At 60.9% G+C, this 23,821-nt stretch carries 18 protein-coding genes; 4 read left to right on the forward strand and 14 right to left on the reverse strand.

Features of this window, described 5'->3' with window-relative positions:
• Nucleotides 1-747, reverse strand: coding sequence for a class I SAM-dependent methyltransferase (locus tag J2T57_RS14500; RefSeq protein WP_253480567.1), 747 nt, complete (start codon nt 745-747; stop codon nt 1-3).
• Between the two features lie 166 nt (nt 748-913).
• On the opposite strand from J2T57_RS14500, the gene J2T57_RS14505 reads away from it, so the two are divergent.
• The 3 genes from J2T57_RS14505 to J2T57_RS14515 are packed head-to-tail and all read left to right on the forward strand — an operon-like array spanning nt 914 to nt 3,988.
• Nucleotides 914-1,747: a hypothetical protein gene (locus tag J2T57_RS14505; RefSeq protein ID WP_253479622.1), complete on the forward strand. Its 834-nt coding sequence runs from the start codon at nt 914-916 to the stop codon at nt 1,745-1,747.
• Nucleotides 1,748-1,751: 4 nt separating this feature from the next.
• Nucleotides 1,752-2,948, forward strand: coding sequence for a glycosyltransferase (locus J2T57_RS14510; RefSeq protein WP_253479624.1), 1,197 nt, complete (start codon nt 1,752-1,754; stop codon nt 2,946-2,948).
• On the forward strand, nt 2,945-3,988 hold the full coding sequence (locus J2T57_RS14515) for a lysylphosphatidylglycerol synthase transmembrane domain-containing protein (RefSeq protein WP_253479626.1): 1,044 nt from the start codon (nt 2,945-2,947) through the stop codon (nt 3,986-3,988). Before J2T57_RS14510 ends, J2T57_RS14515 begins: the two co-directional genes overlap by 4 nt.
• 18 nt (nt 3,989-4,006) lie before the next feature.
• Here the strand turns inward: J2T57_RS14515 and J2T57_RS14520 are convergent, their stop codons facing one another.
• From J2T57_RS14520 to J2T57_RS14535, 4 genes are read right to left on the reverse strand one after another with little or no spacing between them, the layout of a single operon-like run.
• Nucleotides 4,007-4,585 carry an acyltransferase gene (locus J2T57_RS14520; RefSeq protein ID WP_253479628.1) on the reverse strand — a complete coding sequence of 193 codons (579 nt, stop codon included), beginning with the start codon at nt 4,583-4,585 and terminating at the stop codon, nt 4,007-4,009.
• Nucleotides 4,586-4,625: 40 nt separating this feature from the next.
• Complete coding sequence (locus J2T57_RS14525) at nt 4,626-4,871, reverse strand: acyl carrier protein (RefSeq protein ID WP_253479630.1); 246 nt, start codon at nt 4,869-4,871, stop codon at nt 4,626-4,628.
• A gap of 10 nt (nt 4,872-4,881) precedes the next feature.
• Entirely contained in the window at nt 4,882-6,777 is a 1,896-nt protein-coding gene (locus J2T57_RS14530) for an HAD-IIIC family phosphatase (protein WP_253479632.1), read from the reverse strand.
• A 10-nt stretch (nt 6,778-6,787) separates the two neighbouring features.
• Entirely contained in the window at nt 6,788-8,413 is a 1,626-nt protein-coding gene (locus J2T57_RS14535) for an SDR family NAD(P)-dependent oxidoreductase (RefSeq protein WP_253479634.1), read from the reverse strand.
• 545 nt (nt 8,414-8,958) lie between these two features.
• Between J2T57_RS14535 and J2T57_RS14540 the strand changes: the two genes are divergently transcribed.
• Nucleotides 8,959-10,128: a heparin lyase I family protein gene (locus J2T57_RS14540; protein WP_253479636.1), complete on the forward strand. Its 1,170-nt coding sequence runs from the start codon at nt 8,959-8,961 to the stop codon at nt 10,126-10,128.
• A 6-nt stretch (nt 10,129-10,134) separates the two neighbouring features.
• Here J2T57_RS14540 and J2T57_RS14545 read toward each other — a convergent pair whose 3' ends face one another.
• The 9 genes from J2T57_RS14545 to J2T57_RS14585 all read right to left on the reverse strand — a co-directional run bounded on the left by J2T57_RS14545 (nt 10,135) and on the right by J2T57_RS14585 (nt 23,814).
• Entirely contained in the window at nt 10,135-11,514 is a 1,380-nt protein-coding gene (locus J2T57_RS14545) for a phenylacetate--CoA ligase family protein (protein ID WP_253479638.1), read from the reverse strand.
• A complete protein-coding gene (locus J2T57_RS14550; RefSeq protein WP_253479640.1) occupies nt 11,478-12,584 on the reverse strand; it encodes a glycosyltransferase family 4 protein in 1,107 nt (368 codons plus the stop codon). The genes J2T57_RS14545 and J2T57_RS14550 overlap by 37 nt, the downstream gene beginning before the upstream one ends.
• A gap of 25 nt (nt 12,585-12,609) precedes the next feature.
• Complete coding sequence (locus J2T57_RS14555) at nt 12,610-13,755, reverse strand: glycosyltransferase family 4 protein (protein ID WP_253479642.1); 1,146 nt, start codon at nt 13,753-13,755, stop codon at nt 12,610-12,612.
• Nucleotides 13,752-14,885, reverse strand: a complete 1,134-nt coding sequence (locus J2T57_RS14560) for a glycosyltransferase (RefSeq protein ID WP_253479644.1) — start codon at nt 14,883-14,885, stop codon at nt 13,752-13,754. Before J2T57_RS14560 ends, J2T57_RS14555 begins: the two co-directional genes overlap by 4 nt.
• A gap of 161 nt (nt 14,886-15,046) precedes the next feature.
• Entirely contained in the window at nt 15,047-16,357 is a 1,311-nt protein-coding gene (locus J2T57_RS14565; protein WP_253479646.1) for a glycosyltransferase, read from the reverse strand.
• Nucleotides 16,357-17,679, reverse strand: a complete 1,323-nt coding sequence (locus J2T57_RS14570; protein WP_253479648.1) for an O-antigen ligase family protein — start codon at nt 17,677-17,679, stop codon at nt 16,357-16,359. The genes J2T57_RS14565 and J2T57_RS14570 overlap by 1 nt, the downstream gene beginning before the upstream one ends.
• Before the next feature lie 43 nt (nt 17,680-17,722).
• Nucleotides 17,723-19,156 carry a lipopolysaccharide biosynthesis protein gene (locus tag J2T57_RS14575; RefSeq protein ID WP_253479650.1) on the reverse strand — a complete coding sequence of 478 codons (1,434 nt, stop codon included), beginning with the start codon at nt 19,154-19,156 and terminating at the stop codon, nt 17,723-17,725.
• Between the two features lie 69 nt (nt 19,157-19,225).
• Nucleotides 19,226-21,481, reverse strand: coding sequence for a heparinase II/III family protein (locus J2T57_RS14580; RefSeq protein WP_253479652.1), 2,256 nt, complete (start codon nt 21,479-21,481; stop codon nt 19,226-19,228).
• Nucleotides 21,482-21,729: 248 nt separating this feature from the next.
• Nucleotides 21,730-23,814, reverse strand: a complete 2,085-nt coding sequence (locus J2T57_RS14585; protein WP_253479654.1) for a glycosyltransferase family 39 protein — start codon at nt 23,812-23,814, stop codon at nt 21,730-21,732.
• Nucleotides 23,815-23,821 lie beyond the last annotated feature (7 nt).

Consider the following 23,821-nt stretch of genomic DNA (forward strand, 5'->3'; position numbering starts at 1 on the left):
CTATTCTTCCTCGGAAGCCGAACGTTGTCCGGCAGTGCGCCTGTCGGCACGAATCATGACCGGTGAACCGAAGCGATCACGAAGCCCCACGCGCGCAGCCAGTGACTCCAGGCCTCGCGATACCGGCCCCGCACCAGTGAACCTATGCACCACCATGGGCAACACGAACTGCCCGACCCTCGCCGCCACGTGATGACCATTGCGGTCGAACGCCTCTGCGATCTGTTCATCACTGAAACTGCGATAGTTTCGTGTATTGCCCTCGAAGCGCTGCTTGACACCAAACAGCACCGGCGTCAGCGCGTTCACCCCGACGGTACGTGGATAGTCGATGATCACTGCACCACGTGCGACCCGACACATTTCGGCAATGAGCCTCTGCCAGTCTTCCATGTGGGATATCAGTCTCACCGAAACCACGACATCAAAGCTTGCGTCGGCGAAGGGGGTCGACAGCAGATCACCCGTGGCGAGCCGACAACGATGCTGCAGCCCCAGTGCGCGCAGGCGGTGGAAGGCCTCCGGGGTGCTGCCGAGTACGGTGACGGCATGACCCTCCCGGGCGAGCACCGAGGCTGTCTGACCATGCCCGCCACCCACGTCGAGAACCGTCAAGGGGCTGCCGTGGGGCAACAGGGAAAGCAACGCCCGCTCCTGGGCGCGTAACAGATACTGCCCCGCGGACCCCTGAAAGCGGCTGGCGTAGCCTTCCGACGCCGTTTCAACGTCCGGGGGCTGAAGAACCATATTGTCCAAGACGTCCGCCTCCTGCGACCGGTTCGGCCCACCGATATTCTCAAGCTCAAGTTAGTCGCAGGTATGGGGCTTATCTGTTCGCTGGCGAACATACAGCCACGCGCCTCCGTCCTAAGGTGAATCCCTGCGTGGCGCCAATGCGCAAGGGAGATCGACCGTGATGGATGCCTATCCGCACAGCCTGGTGGACGGACATGTCCACTTTCATCCGCAGTACCGTCGGGGAAGCTTTCTGAACGCTGCGGCTGACAACTTCGCCTTGCAGGCAGGTGCCCTTAACTGGGGCACGGACTGGGTCGGGATACTCATGCTGAGCGAGGTGCGCGGCCGCCACTGGTTTCAGGACCTCCTCAGCGAAGCAGAACAGCAGCGCAGTGCAGATTCCCCCGCAGGCTGGCGCTTTGCCGTCATGGCGGGCCTGACCCCATCGATACTGGCCCGGCACCCGGGGCGACCGGATCTACTGATTATCCCGGGGCGACAGATCATTACCTCCGAGGGGCTGGAAGTCCTGGCGCTGGCGACAGCCTCGACCCTGAAAGACGGGCTCCCCCTGCTGCAGGTGCTGGAATGGACCGAGGTCGACGAGGCGATAGCCGTGATTCCCTGGGGCGCGGGCAAGTGGCTGGGCCGCCGTGGCGATCTGGTGGATCAACTCATTCGCAGCGACGCGTGGCGACAACGCATCCTGCTGGGCGACAGCGGCGGACGTCCCGTCGCCTGGTGCCATCCCCGACACCTTGAGACAGCACATCGCCTCAATATCCGCGTGCTCCCGGGCACGGATCCCCTGCCCCTCGCAGGAGAGGAGCTTCGGGTGGGCTCATATGGCGCGATGATCGCCGCTCGCCTGGACATGACATATCCCACCGCGGCGCTCAAGCGCCTGATACGCGATCCGAATGTGCCTCTGAACCCGTATGGCAACCTGCAGACCAACACCCGCTTCGTGCGCAACCAACTAAGGTTGAGGCTGAGAAAGGTGAGTTAAAGGCATGAAAATACTTGTTCTGGCACCACATCCTTTCTATCAGGAGCGGGGAACACCCATTGCCGTGGACTTGCTGATCCGCGCGCTTAGCGAACGTGGCGATCAGATCGACGTACTGACCTTCCACGAGGGGGCCGACCGAACCTACCCCGGGGTCTCCATCCATCGCATCCGCCAGCCTCTCGGCCGACTGCAGGGCGTGCGCCCCGGACCGTCCTTCAAGAAGCTCATCTGCGACGTTTACCTGTTTACGGCATTGATCGCTCACTTGCGCCGGCAACGCTACGACCTGATTCACGCTGTCGAGGAAAGTGCGTTCATGGCCATGTTGATGCGCCCCTTTTTCGCGACGCCGTACCTGTATGACATGGATTCGTCGATGGCCACGCAGATCGTCAACCGGTATCCCGTGCTGCGCCCCTTGCAGGGCCTGTTCCGCACCGTGGAGAAACTACCGGTTCGCTATGCCGAGGCGGTGGTTCCGGTGTGCGATGCGCTTGCCGAAGAACTACCCCGCAATCGCGTCCGGTATCTGACCGTCCTCAAGGATATTTCGCTACTGGGTCTTGAGCCGGTGGACCTACCACCGGAGAACCTCAGGGAGCAACTTGGTATCGCGGGCAGCATCAGCCTGTACATCGGAAACCTGGAGCCCTATCAGGGCATCGACCTTTTGCTTGCGAGTTTCGGGGTGGTCCATCCCGAGGACACGGGAGCGCATCTGGTCATCATCGGTGGAGAGAGAGATGAGATCGAGCGTTACGAATCATTGGCGCGCAGACTCTGCATCGACGACCGCACCCACTTTCTCGGCAAGCGGCCACTGGGCAGCATGGGTGCCTATCTGTCCCAGGCGGACATTTTGCTGTCGCCCCGCATCGAGGGCGTTAACACGCCCATGAAGATCTACAGCTATCTGCACACGGGCGTTGCGGTGCTCGCTACCCGACTGCCAACCCATACCCAGGTCATGACTTCTGCGCTGGCCATGCTCGCCGAGGCGACTCCCAGCGGATTCGCCGAGAGCTGGTTGCATTTGCTCAAGGACAGGGCCCTGCGACAGAAGCTAGGACACGAGGCCAGCCTGTTTATCGAGCGGGAACACAGTTACAAGCAGTTTCGCAAAACGCTGTTCGAGCTTTACGCGCACCTGGATCACACCTTGCCCGCCACTCCGACCGCCAGTGAGGAAACGCGATGAAGAAGCCGCTCGTGCGCACGATCAAGCTGCTCCTGACCCTGGCCTTTATCTACCTGTTGTGGCGCATGGCGGACAAGGAAAGCCTGCTGGAGAGGTTCACCCAGATCGATTTGCGTTATCTGGCCCTGTTCGGCCTGGTCGGAATCGCCATGCTCCTGGTCAGCAATGCAAAGTGGTTTGTGCTAATGGGCATACACGGCGAGCGCCCAGGCTTCTGGGCGACGTTGCGGATCTATTTCATCGGTTATTATTTCTCCGCCCTGTTGCCCTCGAACTTCGGTGGCGACGCAGCACGTATCGTGCTTGCCTCCAAGCACACCGGCAGCACCACTGCAGCCGCTACAAGCGTGTTCATGGAGCGCGTCACAGGGCTGGTCATGCTCATGGCCCTGGTAGCCATCATGCCGCTACTGGCGCCCGCATTGCTCTGGCACCCTGCATTTCTCATCCCTGCGGTACTCTGCGCCGGCGCATTGGTCCTCTTGCTGGCCATGGCTATCGTGCGTCAGCGGGTCAGTCGGGGCGCTCGGGTGCTATCACGCTGGCTGGTGGCACACCCCCGGACTCGGCGACTGGCGCCCGTCGTCGACTGGCTGACCCGTTTCTTCGCTGACGCCGGCAAGGCGTTGCGCGCGCTATCCGGGAATAGACGCATCGCTCTACAGGTCTGGCTGCTGACTGCGGCCTTTTACGGGCTGGTCTGGCTCAATGTGCTGGTTGCCTACAGAACCTTCTCCTTCGACCCGCCACTGGCCTTCGTCTTCATGACGCCCATCGCACAGTTCATGACGTCACTTCCTGTCTCGGCGGGCGGCAATCTGGGTTACTCCGAGGGCGTATTCGCGTACTACTTCTCGCTGGTGGGCATCGCCGTGGAAGCAACGGTTGCCATGGCCGTGCTGCTACGCCTCAAGGTCTGGTTCCTCGGCCTGATCGGCTTGGGATTTTTCCTCGGTGCTGGCGGTCGGAGCAAGCTTGGCGTGGAGCGAAAACCCACCGCTCGCCCCATGGCCACGCCGGATCAGGGCGCGACACCCTGATCCTTGCTGTGGCAACAGTCAGCGACGTTCGAAGATGGCTCGCGCCGGACTTCCAGTGGCAATTCGTCGCGCCGGCAGTTTGCCTGTCACCACCGATCCCGCATTGACGATACACCCCTCCTCGATGTGGCTGCCGTCGAGCACCGAACAGTTCGCACCCAGCCAGACATCATCCTCGATGGTGATGCCAAGTGAGCGCAGGCCCTGTTGATTGATGGGTATGTCCACCCGATCGTAACGGTGGTTGTTGGCAATGAGTACCGTATTGGCAGCAAGCAATACATCACGGCCAATACTGATCCCGGCGGTGCCGGAGCTCAGCACGCAGCCGGCACCGATTGACGTTCGCTCACCAATCACCATGGGCCCGTCCGTCGCCTTGATCTTGACGAAGGCGCTGATGACAACGCCCTTGCCAAGAACAAGGTTGGGTGTGTAGTCGACTTCGGCCCTGGGGCTGACCCACGCACGAAACCGCAGCCCGTAGAGCAGCGTGCGCAACGGCGATGGGACAAGGAAGCGCCGGAATAGCTTCGTCAGGCGCATTCGGCGACGGCCAACCGGCCGCTCGATGGACTCAGCGGTTTTCGTAGTCATGGATCAAACGCCTCTTCAGATGGAATCCCCCCTGTTGCTGTCAAAGCACGGCACTTGCAGCCGCATGACGGTCGACGACCTCCCGGACGCGGGCGACGCTACCCATCATGTATTCGATATCAGACATGCTGAGACGGAAGCCGAATGCCTCTTCCAACGCGGTTATCAGGCGAAGGTGATTAAGAGAATCCCAGAGCTCGACGGTTTCCGGTGTCATATCGTCGGTGATCGAGGCCTCGTCCAGACCGAAGATATCGGCGAATGTGGAGGTGATGATGTCGTGCATGGTCATGTCCTCAGAGTAATGATTCGACAGTGATTCCCGAGCAGGAAAGACTCTCGGCATACCCCGCGTTGAGGCGGTAGCGGCGCGCCCCGTCAGGAGTTTCATCAACAAGCTGGAAACCCTGGTTGTCGAGATAGTCCCGAACCGGGGGATTCTTGCGCGTGGGCAGAAACTGGCCGCGTAGCTCCTGCACGGAATGCTCGCCGAAAACGATGGACTTGAGAGTATTCATGAATGCCGTCTCGATACCGCGCCCCATGGCGCGGCAACTCATCAGCAGGCTGTCGATATCCGCCATGGAGCCGTCAAGGCGAACAATACAGACCAGGACCAGCCCGAGATCGCCGTATCGATCACTGACACTGCCGACCAGTACCAGGCAGGCATCGTCCACCAGCAGGTCCTCGACTTCTGCAGCCGTGTATCGGCGGGTGGTCAGGTTGAACTGATTGGTCTTGCCGATCAGCTGCGCAATGCGCGCACAATGCTGCGCGCCGGCGACTTCGATCCGCAGCCGGGTCTCCAGACCTTGCAGAAAGTCCTCGAGGTTGCCGCTGGCATGGACGAGGCGTTGCCGCACCGCCTGCTGCCTGTATTGCTCGCCTCGCGCCCGGTCCTCATCGGTCAGGGCGTGTCGCTCGAAAAGTGGCATGTGGCCAAGCAGGCTCGGCCCGCAAGTCACATCGTCGGGCAGCAATATGGTCTGGACCTCAGGCAAAGCGCTGCACATCAGGCCACATTCCACCGGGTTGTCATCCATGAAAACCAGGCTGTCCGTCCCGATGTTCAGTTCCTCGGCAAGGCTGCGCACGTTGTCCGGCTTGGGTTGCCAGTTGATTCTCGTCGCCACGAAGTCATCCAGCGCGAGCGGCATATCGGGGCGCTGGGCAAACAGTTCCAGAACGTCGTCATGGTTGTTCTTGCTGCAGATCGCCAGCAGGACGCCACGGTGCTTCAGCGAGCGGACGACGCGCTGCATGTCGGCGTAGGCACGGGATTCGGGATCACCATCACCAACCTTCACGCCCCAGACCCCGGCCTCCCCCAGTACTCCACCCCACAGGGTGTTGTCGAGATCAACGACCAGGCATTTCCGGGCAGTCCCCCTGATGGCTTGAAGATGCCGCTGAATCTCTGCAGCCATGTCCCGCATCGCGCCCTCGCTCCACGGTATGCGTGCCAGGTAGTGCAAACGCTGGTTGTCCGCCGCCACATGGCCACCACGGCCAAGCGACATTTCCAGATCCACGATGGCGACCCGGGGATCACTCCGAAAAGCGCTCAGCAGGGCGAGGTTCAACGTCTGGTAGAACTCGGCCTGACCGAAATCCAGGCTCCAGTCAGCCACGCCGGCAACGGGAAACGCCGGACGTGGGAAGTTGGTGAGCAGGAGCATGGCGGACGTTCTGGCCCGGGCCTCGCTCACCCAGGCCTGCAGCTGCTGAACGATTTCGTTGACCGCCTCCCGTCTTCGCTCCGCGGACGTAGCGAGAAAGTCCTCGTGCAACTCCGGCGCTAACGCCGCAAGACTGAGATGAAGAAAGATCGCGTCAGGCTGGAAATCGTGCAAGCTGCTGGACGCATCCAGAACCTGCTGGAAATGCTGATCGTAGGGGCCGAGGTGGGCCTGCACCCTGATCCCGTTTGTCGCTGCCAGAGCACTGACATGCCGGGCCAGCGGTGCCAGTGTGCAATCCGAGAGAAATGCCATGCGCACATCCGGGGGGCCTGGCAGCGTTTCCGTCGCACGGGCGATGGACTCGACCAGACCACTGTCCATCCTGCTGGCGTCGACTCCGTCGACGATTGCCCGGACTTCGTCCCACGAGCCTGCCTTTCGAAGGGCGAGCCGGCGCGCTCTTGCGGCATGGTCCGCACTCTGGGCCGGGCCTTTCATGACCTGCATTGGGCTCTCCTCAATCAACGATCTGTCGAGAACCACCGCTCAGAGTGAGCGTCTGACCCGTGATCGCATCCGACCAGTGGGACGCGAGGAACGCCACCGCCTGGGCCACGTCCCCGGGTGTCACGGGCCGACCTGCGCCTGCCTCCTCTCGCAAGCGGATCCGATACGCTTCGGGAATGGCCCTCACAAGATCGGTTTCAGTCATTGCGGGGGCGACCAGGTTGACCTGCACGTTGTCGGCGGCCGCTTCAAGCGCAAGCGTGCGCGTATAGCCTTCAACCGCCGCCTTGGCCGCAATGTATACGGCCTGGCCGGACACGGGGCTGCGCACGGCCAGCGAGGAAAAACTGATGATCTTGCCGCCGCCACCGCGCCGCATGATGGGCAGCGCCCGGGAGCAGACCGTGTGCAATCCCAGGACTGAAACCGCCAGTTCAGCGCTAAAGTCCGGAAGCCGTGTGGACGTGATGGAATGCGGGGTGAATGCGTGGACAGCGCAGTTGACGAGTATGTCGAGCCGGTCATGGTGGGCAAGCACCGAGCCGAACAGAGCGTCCACGGATGCCTCGTCGCGCACATCACAGACCTGGGTTCTGGCGACACCACCGGCATCGGTAATCTCGTCCAGCACGCGCTCCGCATCCAGTGGCCCCTGGAAGTAGGTGAAGGTCACGTGGGCGCCCAGCAGCGCAAGAAATTTTGCTGTAGTTTCACCCAGGCCTCGGCTGCCACCAACCACCACGGCCACTTTCCCGTCCAGCCCCAGGGGCAGCCACTCGCTGCGCAGCGCCATCACTGATGGCATGACCGACGCGGGCTCGTTGACCAGCGCCTCGAACGTCCCCGAGCCGACAGCTTCCCCGTCGCACTTGAGTGAAACATCGGCCTTGAGCAACGTCGCTGCCGGCAACAGGCGGGTGACCTGGCCACGCAGATCACAGACTCCCTCCAACCCCTCCGTCTGGCTGAAGTCCAGAGCGAATCCAAGAAACGTTGCCCGCCGCCCTGGCAGACGCATCCCGACCAGGGTCGAGAGCATGACCATCAGAAGCAATTGCGGGCTCGGCAGCGATTCGGCGCCCACCCCCATGGGTTGCAGTACACGTTCTGCCAATGCGCGAGACATGGCCAGATCGGCTCTGAATCGTATGCGCTCGGAGCGGCCTTCAAGCTCTTCGACTGACAGATCGAGTTCTTCGATGAGCGGTGGCGTGTGGCCATCCGTCCGGGCCGGACGCTTCTCGCCCCCTACGCCGGAGAGCAGCGCCAACGTGCCACTGATGCGCGTCGTCCGATCCTGATCGTCGATCCGGTACCAATCGGCCGAGAATTCAGCAGCACCGGGCGTAGTCGGCTTGACCCGCAACTCAAGGCGCAGGGTGTCCCCAGGCATGACTGCTCGAAGGAATCGGCCCTTCACTGTGGTAAGCCGTACCCTGCTGGCCGGAAAGAGATCGTCCAGCAAGACAAGCGCCAGTGCTGGCAGCATGCCGTGGGCGACCCGCCCACGAAAACGGCTGCGCCGGGCGAACTCCGGATCCGTGTGCAGCGCACTGCGATCGCCGGTGATGTCGGCGAAGGCGTCGATCACCGCATCGGTGACAGACAGGTGAACTGTGCGCGATAACTCGTCCATTTCCCCTTCATACTCTGAGAGCGCGGCGCCCTGTCACCTATGATGCAAGGGTTTGGCAGTACGCGGATTTTAAAGGGGGAATGGGGATTTCACTGTTCGCAGGCGTACTGACAGTGCATGCACGTTTTTTGTTGTCGGTGCGATTCGCAACAAATCGAGAAAATCGCATGCCCATGTAAAGACATTAAAATAATGTAATCTAATACATGAAAATGCTATAAATAAATGAATTGAATATTCTATTTTTCATGATCAAACCTGTCCCCGAAGAACGACACTCAGAGCGGGTTCGTTGTCGTTTTTTTGCCAATCTCTTTTTCTGTGAAACCTTTCACACTTCCGACCATGGACACTGCCTAGATTTCACCCTGTATCATCCGCGACTGAGACGCTGTTCTTGCCCTGCGATACAGCGGCATACCGCGCTTGCGCTCTCATTGGCGCCCTGCCGTTGCTTGTCAGGAACAGAAAGAAAAGAGGTCATGGGGCGAGGTGCAAGACGGCCTCCTGGAACATTAACCACTGCACAGGTTGAAAAATATTGCATGCGGACAATCATTCACAATTGCGTTAATCGACTCGTTGCTCTGCTAGCCATATTGCTACTTGCTGCGCCGTTATCGGCACAATCCAATAACATCATCTGGTCCGGTTCTTTCGAGACCGGAGATATTCTGCAATGGCACCACCACGAAAGACATGACTTGCCATGGATCTGGGGGATTCCGGAATACTGTCGCCCGGAGGGCTATCCCGACGTATTCGGTGGCGACGGGTCCTGCCTGTCACTTGACAGTAATCGGGTACGGCACGGCCAGTATTCGGCACGATTCACGATCAAGAATTCGCTTAACGGGGCTGAGCCGAGAGACTGTGACAATGGTAACTGTGAGCGGCGCCGCTCACAGCTATCCGCGTTTCGGACGTTGCCCGAGGTCTACAACGTGCTGCCCTACATGTCCGAGCGCTGGATTTCCTTCAGTGTTTACCTGCCGGATAACTGGCAGCCCACCGGCGGTGGCTGGGGCCCGGTACTGTTCGGTATCAAGCCACTGACCAACGGTGATCAGCTCTCGGGCATTGCCAATGTCCATCTCGAAAAGGACAGCTGGGAAATTCATCACCGCTGGTCCCCTGTGGTCAACCCCTCCTCCTCGGATGTGCCCTGGCAGTACCAGATGTTCTATCGCAAGGACTACCCGGTTATTGGTGGCAATCCTCGCTGGGACGATGGCGTCGCCGATTTTCCGAATCCGGATGTCTCCCGGCAGGCGCTTGCCAGCGTCAACCGTGGCGGCTGGACCGACTGGGTCCTGCACATCAAGTTTGACGCCCGTGGTTCGAGCCAGGGGGGCTCCGGGTTCATGCGCTACTACAAGCGCGAGGACGATGGTCCGTGGATCAAGGTGGTCGATATAGCGCCTCGACGCATCGAACGCGGCGGCCTGACGTTTGATCGCGGCATTGGCTACAACTCCCCGCCAACGAACAACAATGGCGGCTTCGGGATCGGAATTGGTACCTACATGGCGAAGAGTCAGGTATGGAATGCGCCCAATAACCTGTCCCTCAATTTCGATAACATCCGCATTGGCAACCAGAGCGCATCGCTCTCGGAGATGGAGCCGAATGGCGCCCCGGGCAGTGCTGGCGGCAGTGACGGAACCGAATCGCGTCCCACACCGCCTTCCGAGATCCGTGTAACGCAACAATAGCCGAGATCAGTTCGCCAGGGATGGCGTTTCCTGACGCACCTCTCGAATCACGCCCCGCAACTTTCCGTTGCTCGTTCGAGGCAGGCGAGTAGCCGTCTCTACACGGATGGGAGTTCCGGGCCCGAGTCGCTCGACGGCGTTGTCCATCAAACGGGCGCGCACCCCCTCGTTGAAGCTTTTCAATGGAACAACCGCAATAACGATCTCCCCTGATGCCGACTGCCTGATCTGGGCTTCAGCAACCCCCTCGATTCCCTTGTAGATATGATCCAGCCGACCAACGTGCCTGCCGTCATCCGTCACCACGTAGTCGTCTTCCCGGCCCACAACCGTCTTGACCACCGGGAATGCACGGCCACAAGGGCAACGCGATGCACCCGTTGTGGCGACTTCGATAGTGTCACCCGTGCGGTAGCGGAATAGCGGCATCGCCCGCTCATGAAAAGCCGTGCCGATGATTTCCTGCAGGTCCCCATCGACTTCTGCCAATTCGACATAACTGTAATCCCCCAGCAGATGCAGGCGGCCATGCTCGCATGTGCCGATGGCAGCCACTCTTTCATAGCCGCCATACCAGTTGAAGACACGGCAGCCCATCACCGCCTCGATGACGTTGCGTTGCTCTGTGCTGAGGGTCTCCGAGGAGGTCAATACGGCCCGTAGGCTTTTGCCACCATACTGTTGTCCCGTGGCCTTGAGATACTGCGCAAGGTAGGCCACCGAGGACGGATAAGCCTCGATGATCACCGGATCGAATCGCTCCAGGGCCTCCCTATAGAGTTGCAAAGTGCGCTCGGACAAGTGGTAGGAAGACAGCATGAGCATGTTCTCTCCCTTGTTGAGCCGCCAATACGGTGGGTCGGTTCGCGCCACTGGTGCAATCAAATCGCCCCGCCACCAGGCTCGCCGCTCACCGGCCCGATAGCTCGCCCAGGCCCGCTGCCTGTCCACAAAGGCCTGTTCCCGAATGACGGACGCAAGGTCGTGGCGCACCATTAGCGGCGAGCCGGTGCTGCCGCTGGTACCCCCTGACACGCTGAGGGTGGGCAATCTCGACCTCAGGCTGCCCTCATGTTGCCTGACCCAGGCCTTGTCGATGACCGGCAGTGTCTCGAGCCAGGAGAATACTTGCCGGGTTTGGCGATCGCTCAGGCTCTTGCGATAGTGAGGCACGTAGCGTCGCGCATAGCTTAGGGCTGCAGCCACTGCGTCTTCCTGATAGGCCGCCAGAGCCGCCTCGTCCAGCCACTGGGTTTGGTCCAACTGCCGCTGATACTTGCGGTACAGCACACCCTCGCGAATCAGGCGCCGAAACCGCGTCCATGCGGTAATCAGTCGTTCCTGTCCGGCTATCCCGAGGGATGCGTAGAGTCTTGTCGTATACATGCGCCCTGTTCCTTCGAAGGACTCCGCGTTACGCCGATCTCTCCATAGAGACGCTCCAGGGCATCAAGCGTGTTACGAATGTCGAAGTGTCTTCGAACACGGTCTCGCGCCGAACGCCCCATGCACTCACGCAGGGCCGGATCGCCCAAAAGCCTGCCCAGGGCCTGCTCAAGACCGTCGATGTCCCCGGATTCCACGGTCAGACCCTGTTCTCCGTCGATGATCACTTCCGGCATGGCCCCGACACGGGTGACGACCGCCGGCAAACCTGTAACCATCGCCTCAAGCAGGGCTATCGGAAGCCCTTCCGCCCTGGATGGCAGGCAGAAGAGCCAGGCACGACGAAGGCGCTCCAGCCTTGCAACCTCGTCAATCCATCCGAGCAGACGGACGTCATCGACAACGCCAAGGTCAGACGCCAATCGTCGGATACCCGCATCATCACCGACTCCGGCGAGCCAGAGTTCGGCATCCACTCCCCTGCTCCGCAGACGAGCGAAGGCCTGCAGCAGGTCGAAGACTCCCTTGGCGGCTTCCAGACGGCCCATGAACAGGACGGCAGGCGGCAGATGCGGCGATCCGGCTGATCCCATCGGAACGTTCACCCCATTCGGGAGGATCTGTATACGATCCGGAGGCAACAGTTCGCTGTAGAACCGACGCCAGTGCTCGGACAGGACAAGCACGCGATGGCATCCCCGGAGTATTGCGTGGATATAGGCGCGGCGCAGCGGTCCCGTCTCGTGCCAGAAAAATCGGTCGAACTCCCCCCCATGCATATGCAGGATGGCGGGCACACGAAACATTCTGGCGAGCAGGACGAACACGCTCTTGCGGTAGAAACTCCGGCGCGATGCTGCATGGGCGTGGACCAGCGCCACACGCCCGCGCAACAAACCCCATGTGAAGCGAATCAGGCTCCCGAGGAAGCGCTTGAGCTTTGACAACCACGAACCATCCACATGGGTGGCCAGGAACACCAGGGGCCAGCGTTGATCGAGGCCCTCTTGCCGATAAGCCCTGATGACCGTAGCAACGCCCCCGGCAGCGTCCGGATCCGTCGAGAGCATCCATATGGAACCGCGTCGTGGACGCTTAACGGAGCGCATGGTGAAGGCCACCATTGTCGATGACCCGCTCAAGCAACGCGGCGGTCTCTTCGCCCATCCGTTCCTTGCGGAAACGGGCTAGCATGTCGGCTCTGGCATTCGCGGCCATCACTTGCCGTCGGGGTTCGTCGGACAGGAGCTCCAGAATGGCCGTCGCCAGCTCCTCGGGCCTGCCGGGCTCAAGGATCAAGCCGGTCTGTTCATGCAATACCGCCTCAGGCATGCCGCCAATGGCCGTGGCAATCACCGGCACCCCCATGGCCAATGATTCAAGTGCCGCCAGGGACAGCGTCTCAACGGCAGTTGAGGGCAACACGGTGAGATGTGCCCCGGAGAGGATCGGTCGCACATCCTGGATGATACCCAGAACGACAACACTGCCAGCCAGGCCGTACTGGTGAATCAGGCCCTCGATGCGGCCACGCTCTGGCCCATCCCCGACCAGAAGTAATTGTGCATCGGGTCTTGCGGCGATGACGCCCTGCCAAGCTCTCAACAGGATACGGTGGCCTTTTTCCGGGCGCAGTGCAGCAATGCACACCACGGTCGGGCGCTTTCGCCCGAGCGCGTCACCTTCAGACGGAGCAAACCGCATCGTGTCCACCCCGTTATGAATGACCGAGGTCCTCTCTTGCTCAAGCGGGATCTGTTGCAACCAGTGCTCCCGTTGCCGATGACTGACAAAATTCACGGCATCACAACGGCGCAGGATGGGCGAGTACAACCAGGACCCGATCAGGGCATCCTTGCGGTTACGGCTGGTGGTGGTGTGGATGGCCGCGATAATCGGCGGCTTTCGCGAGGCCAGAGTTCTCGCACACCAGGCTGCGAGCACCGCGATATTGAGCGTCGCATGAATGATATCGATCTGCGCCTTGTCCACCAGTCGCCCAAGTCCACTGATAAACGAGGGATTCCATTTACCGCGCCGGGGAATATGGTGGTGTTGCACGCCAACAGCCTGCACCCTTGCCAATTGATCAGTAGCCGGCTCGAAGGTGGCCAGATGAAGACGCCATGGGCCGCCACTGAGGCTCTCGAGTAGATCCAGGACCTGACTTTCGGCGCCGGCCCGAGCAAGTGAGGGCAGAACGAAAAGGACATTGCGACGCTCTGCATCGCCTTGAGTCATTCTGCCCGCGACAGTCGCCATGGTCCATCCCAATGCCGGGTATAAAGATCGAGATACCGCTCCGCTGTTACACGGCTGGAAAAATCCCGAATTACCCGCTCACGCGCCGCCGCACCCAGGCGACGGCGCAGAGCCGGCGCCTCGGCCAGACGGCGTATGGCTGCTGCGAGGGCCTCCGGATTCTGCGCTTCCACCAGCAAGGCCTCCTCCCCTTCAGTGACGGTCATGGGGATACCACCGACCCGGGTCGCGACAATGGCCCGTCCGCAGGCCATTGCCTCCAGCAATGCCATCGGCTGGCCTTCGTGGATCGATCCAAGGACAAAGACATCGAATTTGTTCAGCCAGTGGGCAATGTTCGACTGGTAGCCGGGTAGCAGACACCATTGCTCGAGGCCATGATGGCGGATGGCTTCCATGATGTTTCCACGCTCCGGACCATCCCCCACCAGGTAACACTGAAATTGCAGTCCCTCATCGCGAAGCCGGGCAAGGGCGCTGATCAACCCCGGGAAGTCCTTTTCCGGCACGAAGCGCCCGACACTGCCGATGACCAGTGTCCTATCTCCCTTGAAAGGGTCATCTGTCACTTGCTCGTTCACCACTGTGCCATTCGGTATATGAAGCAACTTTGCACGGGGTACACCTTCGACATGCGCCCTGACTTGCAGAATGTGCTCCGAGACGCAGACCCGTCTGTGCGCCAACGGCGTGATGACGTTCCGCTCGATCCAGCGATGCAAAGCGCCTTTCCACCATCGATCATCACCGTGCTCGGTGGTGATGATGACAGGCGTGCCAGCCAGACGTGCCGCGATCACCCCAAAGACATTTGCCCAGAACATATGGGTTTGCAGAACATCAACCCGCAGTCGGCGCAAACGCCAGGCGAGGCGCAGCAAATCAATGGGGAAACGCCTTAGTCGGACATGCAACTGCAGCAGTTGGACCTGGGGATCGAGTTCCTGCTCCAATCCCTCATCAACCGGCGCACCGATCATCAGGACGGTTCGTTGCGCTTCAGGCATGGCGTTGAGCAGATTCACCAGTTGCCGCTCAGCGCCGCCATAGCGCAAGGCACCCACCATATGGCAGACATGAAGGTGTCCGGAGGCGTTGGATTCAGTCATTGTGGGATGGCCATCGTCGTCATCGGAGATACAACCGACCATGCTCTTTCGGGCGGAGGCCAACTCGCGCTCCCGCCTGCGCGTCAGGCACTTGAGAAAAGCTAACAGCCGGTGACCTGGCCCTCTGTACGGAAGCGAACACAGCCCGAGCTGGCACAGGATCAAGTCGTCTTGAGCACGCTGTCTATCGTAGCCAGATACTCCGTTGCGAGACTGTCCCAGCGAAACTGCTCCCGGCCCCCGAACCCATAAGACTTCTGTTCGAGCAGCAGTCGGCGCAGCGCCCTGGTCACGGACAAAGGGCTGTCGCCATAAGCGAGTTCGCCGCAGTCCACCTCCTGCATCAGATCGGCAACCGCCGACTCCCGGGATGTCACTGCGAGAATTGGCCGCGCAGCACCCAGGTAATCGAATACCTTGAAAGGCAGGGCATAGGAGACCTCGCCTCCGGAGGGCAGATAGAGTACGTCCGCCCCACGGAGCACCTTGGTGATGTCGGCATACTTCACCGGATCGTGTTGGCGCAGCAAGCCTCCCAGACCTGCAGCCTCGACACGGCGCCTGTCCTCGTCACGAACTGTTCCGAACACATGGACCAGCGGTTTAACACCGGCCGCTTCCAGCTCGGGCATGAGGGGTAAAAGACCATCCATCAGATCCGACACGCGCCGTCCGCCGTAGAGCTCTCCCGCGAAAACGATGTTTCGATGAGATGCATCGAGGCTTCTGATTTGTCGCGCAGATTGCTCTTCGTAACCGTTGGTAATCACGCGTAGCAGCGACTGGGATCGCAATGACGATCCGAGGTGGCGAATAAATTCCGCGCGCATCCGCTCCGTGGCGAAAACCAGCGCGTCCGCTGCTGCAACCAGCCGCTTCTCCAACCACCGGTGCACCCGTCTTGTGGGCCGACGGACACCGCTGGAGTTCCGCCAATCAAAGGCGGTCCAGGGGTCACGATAATCAAGGATCAGACGTGCGCCAGCCCGTTGCGCGAGCCGCTGGCCGATCACAAAACTGCTGTGTGGCGGGCCAGTTGCGATGATCACCTCCGGCGCGAACCGGTCGATCAGGCTACCGCCCATGCGCATGGCCGGAGGAATCCAGCCCACATACTGATCAGGCACGCCGACATGGCCAAGCAGTAGGCGATCATAGACGCGTTGGGTAAGCGATCTGCCCCGCCCTGTCCGCGGCAGCAGGTTCCGCGCGCGGTGCACGGGCATTGCACTGATCAGGGAGTCATCCTGCTGCTCGTCCGCATGGAGGCACAGAGAGAGCGCCTCGACGTGATGTCCCCTGGCAAGAAACTCCCTGCAAAGAAACGCAAAGCGCTTGCCACCCACGGCAGTGCTCGGCGGCAGAAATGGGGAAACAACCAGGATACGTCGCCGCTGGCTTGCCTGCGCTTGGGTGGCGACGCGGCCTACTGCGGACGCGGCGTCTACGGTGTTTGTCGCCCAAGTGGTCATCAGGGCATCCGCTGAACCGGTGGACCCGACGACTGCAGCTGTGCTCGCCTCGCCGCCTCAGGGTGAAGGCTCTGGACTGCAGGCTGTGTTACCTGTTCACGCACCGCTTCTGCGGCCAGTCGCATGGCCGTGCCGCAATAGGCCCAGATGAAGTACCAGGGTGCCCAGAGGTCGACAAACATCAGCCCGACCATCAGGGCAGTAAAACCGAATCCGAACCCGAGCAGGTTCGCTGTGTGGGCGGCGTTACCGGCGGCGCCGACCGTGGCCAGTCGTGTGTAACGGAGAACGGAACAGAGCAACAGAAAGAGGATCAGGACACCAGGTGGCCCAAGTTCGAAGAAATGCCAGAAATACGTGTTGTGTGGCGCAATATACATGGTGGCGTAGAAAGTGTCCCAGCCGTAACCCGTGACCAGGCTCGTCGGGTGCTGGAGCATGTAGCCTAACGCCGTCGCCCAGATCCAGTTTCTGCCTGAACTGATTTCGAAGGCATCGCCTGTGCTGGCCGCGTCCACCGTGCGGTCCATGACCAGATCCGCATATTCCTGACCGAGGAAAACCGCCACGCCAATTCCGCCGAGCACTCCCAAGCCAAGGATTCTCAACACATAGCGGCGGTTGAGGAATCGACGAAAATAGACGGCTGCCAACAGCGAACCAAGCAACAGCGCGACGTAGGCACCACGGGACACCGTCATCGCCAGAACCCAGAAAGAGAACGCGCTGCCCATCGCGAAGAAGGCGCGCTCCAGGCCCCGTGTACTCCAGACCCGGGCGAGCAGGATGGGCAGGAACATGGCGATGAACAGACCGTACTGATTGGCCTCACCCAGTGGTCCTTCCACGCGCCCATCACGCCGCACGGAGATCACGTTCAGATTCGGCAGATTGTAGGCATCAAGGACGGTGGCGATGCTGCCTGCAGCGATGACCACGAGAATCCAGCGTTGCAGCCAGAGCGCATCGGCGGCAGTTCGACTGCCCAGGAAGAAAACCAGGAAAAACAGGTAGTAATCAACAAGCCTTCCCTTGAGGGAGATCAGGGCGGGGATGGGCCGGTAGTCCGTGTAAAGGCCGATCATGGTATTCGCCGCCCAGGACAGGAAGGCGATGGCGATCAGTAGCCCGAACAGTAGATGAATCCCCGGTAACTCAAGGATATTACGGCGCTGGGTGACCGCGAACTCCATGGCGAGCAGGAGTACGATGAGGTAGAGCGCAGCATTCTTGATACTGAGTCCGGGAGCAATTCCGAGACCCCAGCCGAACATGCCATCCGCCATCAGGATCACGAACAGGGATAACAGCAGACGCTTCATGTTGGGCACTCCGATTGTTGCAGGCAGGCCACCATTTGCTCGCTCATCGCCGCAGCACCGACAGGATCTCGCGGCACTGCGGGCGGTTGAGCAGCCCTGCCGCCGCGAGATACCCCAGGAACCCGACCACCGCCAGAGCAGCCAGCAGCAACACCGGTTGTATCAGCCAATCATCCAGCAGGCGGCGGCTGACCTCGACGCAACCAACCATGACAGCGGCAGTCAGCGCAGAAGGCAAAATGGCACCCAGATAGCTGCGAGCGGAGACCTGCAGGACAGCGAGCGACCGCCACAGCATGATCGCGAAATAGACCGGATAGGCGATGACCCAGGCCAGGCAAACCCCAATGACGCCCCACTGCACGCCGATCAGGAAGGCCGGAACCATGATGACAAGCGCGATCAGCAGGTTCACCACATTGACGTCCGGCCGCCCGATACCCATGAGCGCGGGGGTATTGATCACATTCAGTTGACGCAGTGGCATCACCAGGGCCAGCAACTGGAACGGCAGGACTGCGGGAGACCACTTTTCACCCAACACAACAGGAATTGCCTCCGGGGCGATTGCAGCCATGCCGAAGAAAAGCGGAAAGGTAAAGAAACTCGCAAGGCGTGCCGCCTTGCAGTAGTACTCGGGCACGGACAGTCCATCACGATGGGCGCTTGAGTAAGCCGAAAAACCCACCTCGTTGACGATGCCACCGAGCCTGTCCAGAGGCATGGATGCAAGGCGCTTGGCCACGGAGTACACGCCGAGCAATTCCGGGCCGAGGAAACGGCCAAGGACGACCACATCTGCCTGGCTGTAGCTGTACCAGAGAATGCGATCGAGGGTAACGAAGCCCCCGAAACGGCACTGTTGCCCCATGCCTCGAATCGAGAATGCCGGCCACACCCGGACGGGCGAGGCGATATAGGTGCCGATGACCTCCACGACACCGCCAATCAGAATGCCGACAACGATGGACCACACGCCGTAACCCATGAGGGCAAGAACCAGGGTCGCGGCGCTGCCGCTCAGTATGCCGGCGAGGTCCACCATGGCCTTGCGGCGGAACAGCATGTCGCGCCGTAGCATGGAGCGTGGCACCACAAGCAGTGCCATCAGCGGCAGGCGCAGTGCCATCACCTGAATCAGCGGAGTGACACGAGGCTCGTCAAAAAAAACGGCGATGGCGGGGGCGGCACCGATCAAGGCAAGTGCCAGCCCCAGGTTCACGACAAGAAGCAGGCCGAAAACCCGTTCCAGTTCAACACGGCTGAGCGAGGCCTGCTGAATCAGGGCAGAGCCGAGACCCATCTCGTTCAGCAGCAGGATGAGACCGAGCACCACAGCGGCCATGGCCATGAGGCCATAGTCCGTGGGCTCCAGTATGCGAATGACAACCAGGGACGCGAGCACCGCCCCGCCCTGCCCAAGCATCTGGGCAAGGACCAGCCAGCGCATGGAGGATGTGACGCGCTTACCGATCATGGATGTTACGGCCTCCTCATGGAGAACTCCGGAACCAAACCGCATGCGTCAAGCTCCGAGCTGGCACACTCACAGCAGATAGCGCACGTGAACGCCCACCCCCAATGCAATCCAGGCCAGACCGGAAAGCGTCCGCAATGGCATGTAGGCCCCTGGCAGCAGGCGCTTGCAGAGCAACATCACGACCTCCTGTGCCAGCAGGAGGACGATGGTCATACCAGTGATCAGGCTGCGAAATTCGATGTAGTCGTTGAATCGCGGCCCATAGCGTTTTTCAGCCTCCCCAAAGGCTGTTCTGAGCATCTGACGCCCTTCTTCAGAAGCCTCGGCGGGGACCCATTCAAAGAGGTCCGTTGGCTCTGTTGTCAGGCCATTTTGCAGGCGCAGGCCACCAGGCGTCCGTTCAACGATCAATTCCCAGTCGGCATCATTGATGGCCAGACTCCACTCCTCGGGCCCATCCCAAGCAAGCATCTGTGTGGACAGGGTCTTGTCGGCAGGCGGTGCCGCACTGGAGACTGGCAGGTGAACGACCAGCGCTGTCCAGGCTTGCTCAGAAACCTGCTGCATCATGCGCAGGGCTTCTGCGGCTCGCGGCGTGCGATCCGTATCAACGACCCAGCCACCCCAGGGTGACTCGGAACCATGCAGACGTTCCACTTGCAAGCCGCTGGAGCCGGTCCAGGCGAGCCGAAGATGTCGGGAGGACGGCTGATGACGCAGAGTCGTCTCCATCGCGTCGACCACACCTGCGCGGTCGCGTTGCAGTTGCGGATCGAATGTCCATGTGGTCCGCACCGTGCCCGGTCGGTCGTCGCTGAATGCGTCAATAATGAGCCAGTATTCGCCATACACCTGCAGCACCTGTCGGCGTATGTTCGCCCCATTGCCTCGGGTACGCTGCAGATCTGCCGCCATGAGTTCCGGTGCCGACGCCATGGCGAGCAGCTGACTGTGGCGCTCGCCATCCGCCGGCTCATCGACCCAGTGCGGGGCATTGTGGCCGAGCCACGACACCGCCTCCCGACGACCCGCCAGCCCATAGGGCCAGTAGCCTGGACCGGTGATCCACTCCACACCGTCGCTCCAGAGGTTCACGCTCAGTTCGGCTGCGTGCTCATGGGCATGGCCCGGGAAATGCTGCCAGTTGAGCACCGTCTGCCGTCCAGGGTCACTGTCGCTCGCTGCGCGACCGCCCCACCATATGGCGTGTCCACCGACTGGCTGGACCTGCAGGTCTTCAAGGCGCTTGAGGTTTGCGACGTGATACGGGCGCAGCGCTCCCCCGTCCGGTCGCCGCTCCGTGACAAGCACGCCACGCGCCGCCGCCATGACCCCGGTGTCGCCGATCCGGGGCAGGCTGCCATCCGGTCTTTGCATCGCAGCCTGCAGGGACATCGCACGCGCGTAGAGTTCCCACCAGTCATCCGGGATGGGAATGTCTGCCAGGGTGAGGTAGCGAAATGCCGTCGCCATCCGCTCAAGCCCGGAGTAGTGGTACTCGGGGGAATGCTCAAGCACGGTGCCATCCGCTGCCACCAGGTAGGCCATCTGCTCCGTGAGCCGCTCAACGGCCAGTGCCGGATAACCGACGAACTGATCAAGCGTCGGGAAACTCAGTGCCAGGTGCATCAATGCAAGCGTCTGGAACGTCCCGTGATTCGTGGCGTAGGTGTAGTGGGACGGTTTCGCCAGGAACTGGCCGGTACGCACCACCAGTTCCAGCACCTGCCTCGCATGGTCGGGGCTGTAGGCGGCGTGCTGACGATAGAGCCGCCAGAAATCTGCAAGCGCTACGGTTCGGGCGGCGAGTGCATGATCGTTCCACATGAAGCCCCTGGGCAGCCGCCGATGACGCTCGAACCGGTTCCAGTCCAGCAGGAAATCACGGGTTGCCAGCAGATAGCTGTCGTCGCCGCTGCGCTCATGGGCCTCGAGCAACACGCCTGGCAGAAGAAAACTGGCATAGCGCAGTTGCCAGACACCATCGTCCGCTTCCACGTCTTCGGGTCGAAACGGGAACCCGGTCTCCCGGAAGGTCCAGCCGGGCAAGTTGAATCGTCTTTCCAGGAGGCCTGATGCCGCCTCCAGAATCTCGGCATCGTTATAGTGCGTGAGCCGTGGAACACCGAACGTCTGGCTTCGTAACTCGACAAAGGCGTCATCCGTCGGCGAGTCGCGGGCAGCGGCAACCGCCTGGGGATCGATATCCGCCCCGGGTACGTAGTAATGCGCCAACACCGGCGCCCATAGCCACACCACCAACAGCAGCGGCGGCGCGATGGAAACCAGAACCCCCAGGGAGCGGCTAGTGTCGTGAATCATCAGTTCGTCACCTTTCTGAGCCAGTGCGCGCCTTGCTGGTTAGGCGCGGCGACGAGTCATAGCCGTCGCTATGGCGAGGAGCTGCAACACCGCCAGCAAGGCGCGCACTGGCTCCCGAAGGGCAGGTGGGCAAAACGCTGTCGCGGTGTTGGCATCGCTCGACGTGGAACCACCACGCCTTCGCGATACCGCCTTGCGACAGCGCCTTGCCCACCCGCAGAAAGGTGATGAACTGATGATTCACGGCACTAGTGTCGCTCATTCACCAGAGCCTCCGTCGCCGGAGAAGCTGCGTTGTCAGCCGTTACGGTCACGCCCGGAGGAATGCGATACACGGCAAAATGTCCATCGACACTGCGATAAGCGCGATGCTCGGCGAATGCCTGCTCCGCAATGATTTCGCCGTCGGTGCGGAATGCCGAGACTTCCGTGCGGGCGATCAGCCAGACCGTGCGTCGGGAAGACGTAATCACATCAAGCAGGTCATCCGCGGATGACAGCAGCGGCGCGCCCTCCCAGATGTCCCGCGTCCCGCTCTGCCCTGAAATCCCGTGAAAACGCCCGCCCAGTCGATCCATGTACAGGTAATCCATGCGTTCGAGATAGTACGGGAGAGCGTATTCAGCCGAGATCACGATGTCGTCTGCAGACTTCTGTTCATTAACAAATGCTGCCAGTGAACGGAAATCATGCCGTGCGTAGAAATGGTCAGTCCGATAAGGACCGTACTCCATTCGGTAGGTCACCCGATCGGAGTCGATGGCGAGCAGGTGATCAAGGCTGAAATCCTCGGAAACCACGATCAAGGTTGCCAGTACGGCACCCAGAGCAGCCAGGCGCCGGGGCTCGCTGCCAATCACCGAGGTGAGCCGCACGATGGCCACGGCAGCGAGAATCAGGACAGCCGAGTAGATGGCGTAGGTATACCGCGTGCTGGTGTATAAGGAATCAATAACCGCAACGATGATGCAGATCGCGATCACCGCTCCTGTCAGCAGAAGATACCCCTCGTCCCGGACGTTCTCGCGACGCAGCGCCTGCCAGATGGCGAAGGTGATCAGCAGCGCCATCACCGCGGTCTGCACCGGCATTGCCCGCATCCACTGCAGAACCACGACCGCATAGACCGGCGGATAGTCGAATAGGAGCAGAACTGCATCCTTAACGGGATGCCCGGTGGCGTTGTAGAGCATTGCCTCCCCAGGCGAGACGTGGACGGCGACGGCAAACCAGTAGGCAAGTGCCAGCGGTGGCAGCAAGATCGTCATCTGCACCAGGCGACGCCGCATCAATCCGGGCCAGGATTGTCTTGCTGGAGCAAACCACAGGACCGCCAGCGCACCTGCCAGTACCAGTAGCCCGAACTGGTGCAGCATGGCCAGAATCGGCACGCCGATGGGTAGCAGCAAGGTCCAGCGCCGGGAGACTGGTGACCTGTCTCCGACGGCCGTCCAGAGCCAACCAACGGCCACAATCGCTGCGAGCAGAATGACGAGCGCTAGCCCTGCCAACCACGGCCAGGCAGTCGGCACCTGGGTGAGGAGAATCGGTGGCAAATGTACGGGAAGACCAAGACCAGAGCCTTGCAGCGGCATGTCGGGTGGCAGGAAGTCGGTAACACCAAATCGACGGAAATTAACCATCGTGTAGACGACTGTCACGGCGAGCAATATAGCCGGGACAGTTACTTGGCTTACTATTTTCAACTGACGACTGAAGAGCAGCGGCACGAAGTTCAGCCCCACCAGGAGGATCGCAAACTCGGAGACGAGAATCGCCAAAGCCGACAGAACCAGCATCCAGTGCATGGCGCGTTGATCGCCATCGAAGACGACGCGGTGCAAACAATAGAGATGCCAGATGGCCAGCGTGCCGAAAGGCGCATACATCCGCGCGAAGCGGGCAAACTCCACCTCCCAGAGAGAGAGGCTGAACAGGATCAGCGCCGCACAACCCGCGGTCAGGCCGGCAAGCCGATGCGCCAACAGGAATACCGCCGGGAGCGCAGCCAGATTGAACAGGACGGTGACAAGGCGGAAGGCAAACTCATGGCTCATTCCCGAGAGGAACAAAGGTGCCACCAGGTATTGGACCAGGATGCCGCGGTCGTAAAAGCCGCCGCCGTGAAACCGGGGTAGGCCGTGCTCCAGGATGCTCTTGACGGAGGTGGCGATATAATACTCGTCAATAGCGAACGGCGATTTTTCCAGGCCAAGGAATCGCGCATAGATGCCAAAGCCGATCAGGACAGCCGTAACTGCCAGCGCAATGGATCGGGCTGCCGGAAACGCCTGTGACGATTCGCCTGTCCAGTCCTTCATGACACGGTTCATGCGCCCC

Source organism: Natronocella acetinitrilica, from assembly GCF_024170285.1.
Lineage (GTDB): Bacteria > Pseudomonadota > Gammaproteobacteria > Nitrococcales > Aquisalimonadaceae > Natronocella > Natronocella acetinitrilica.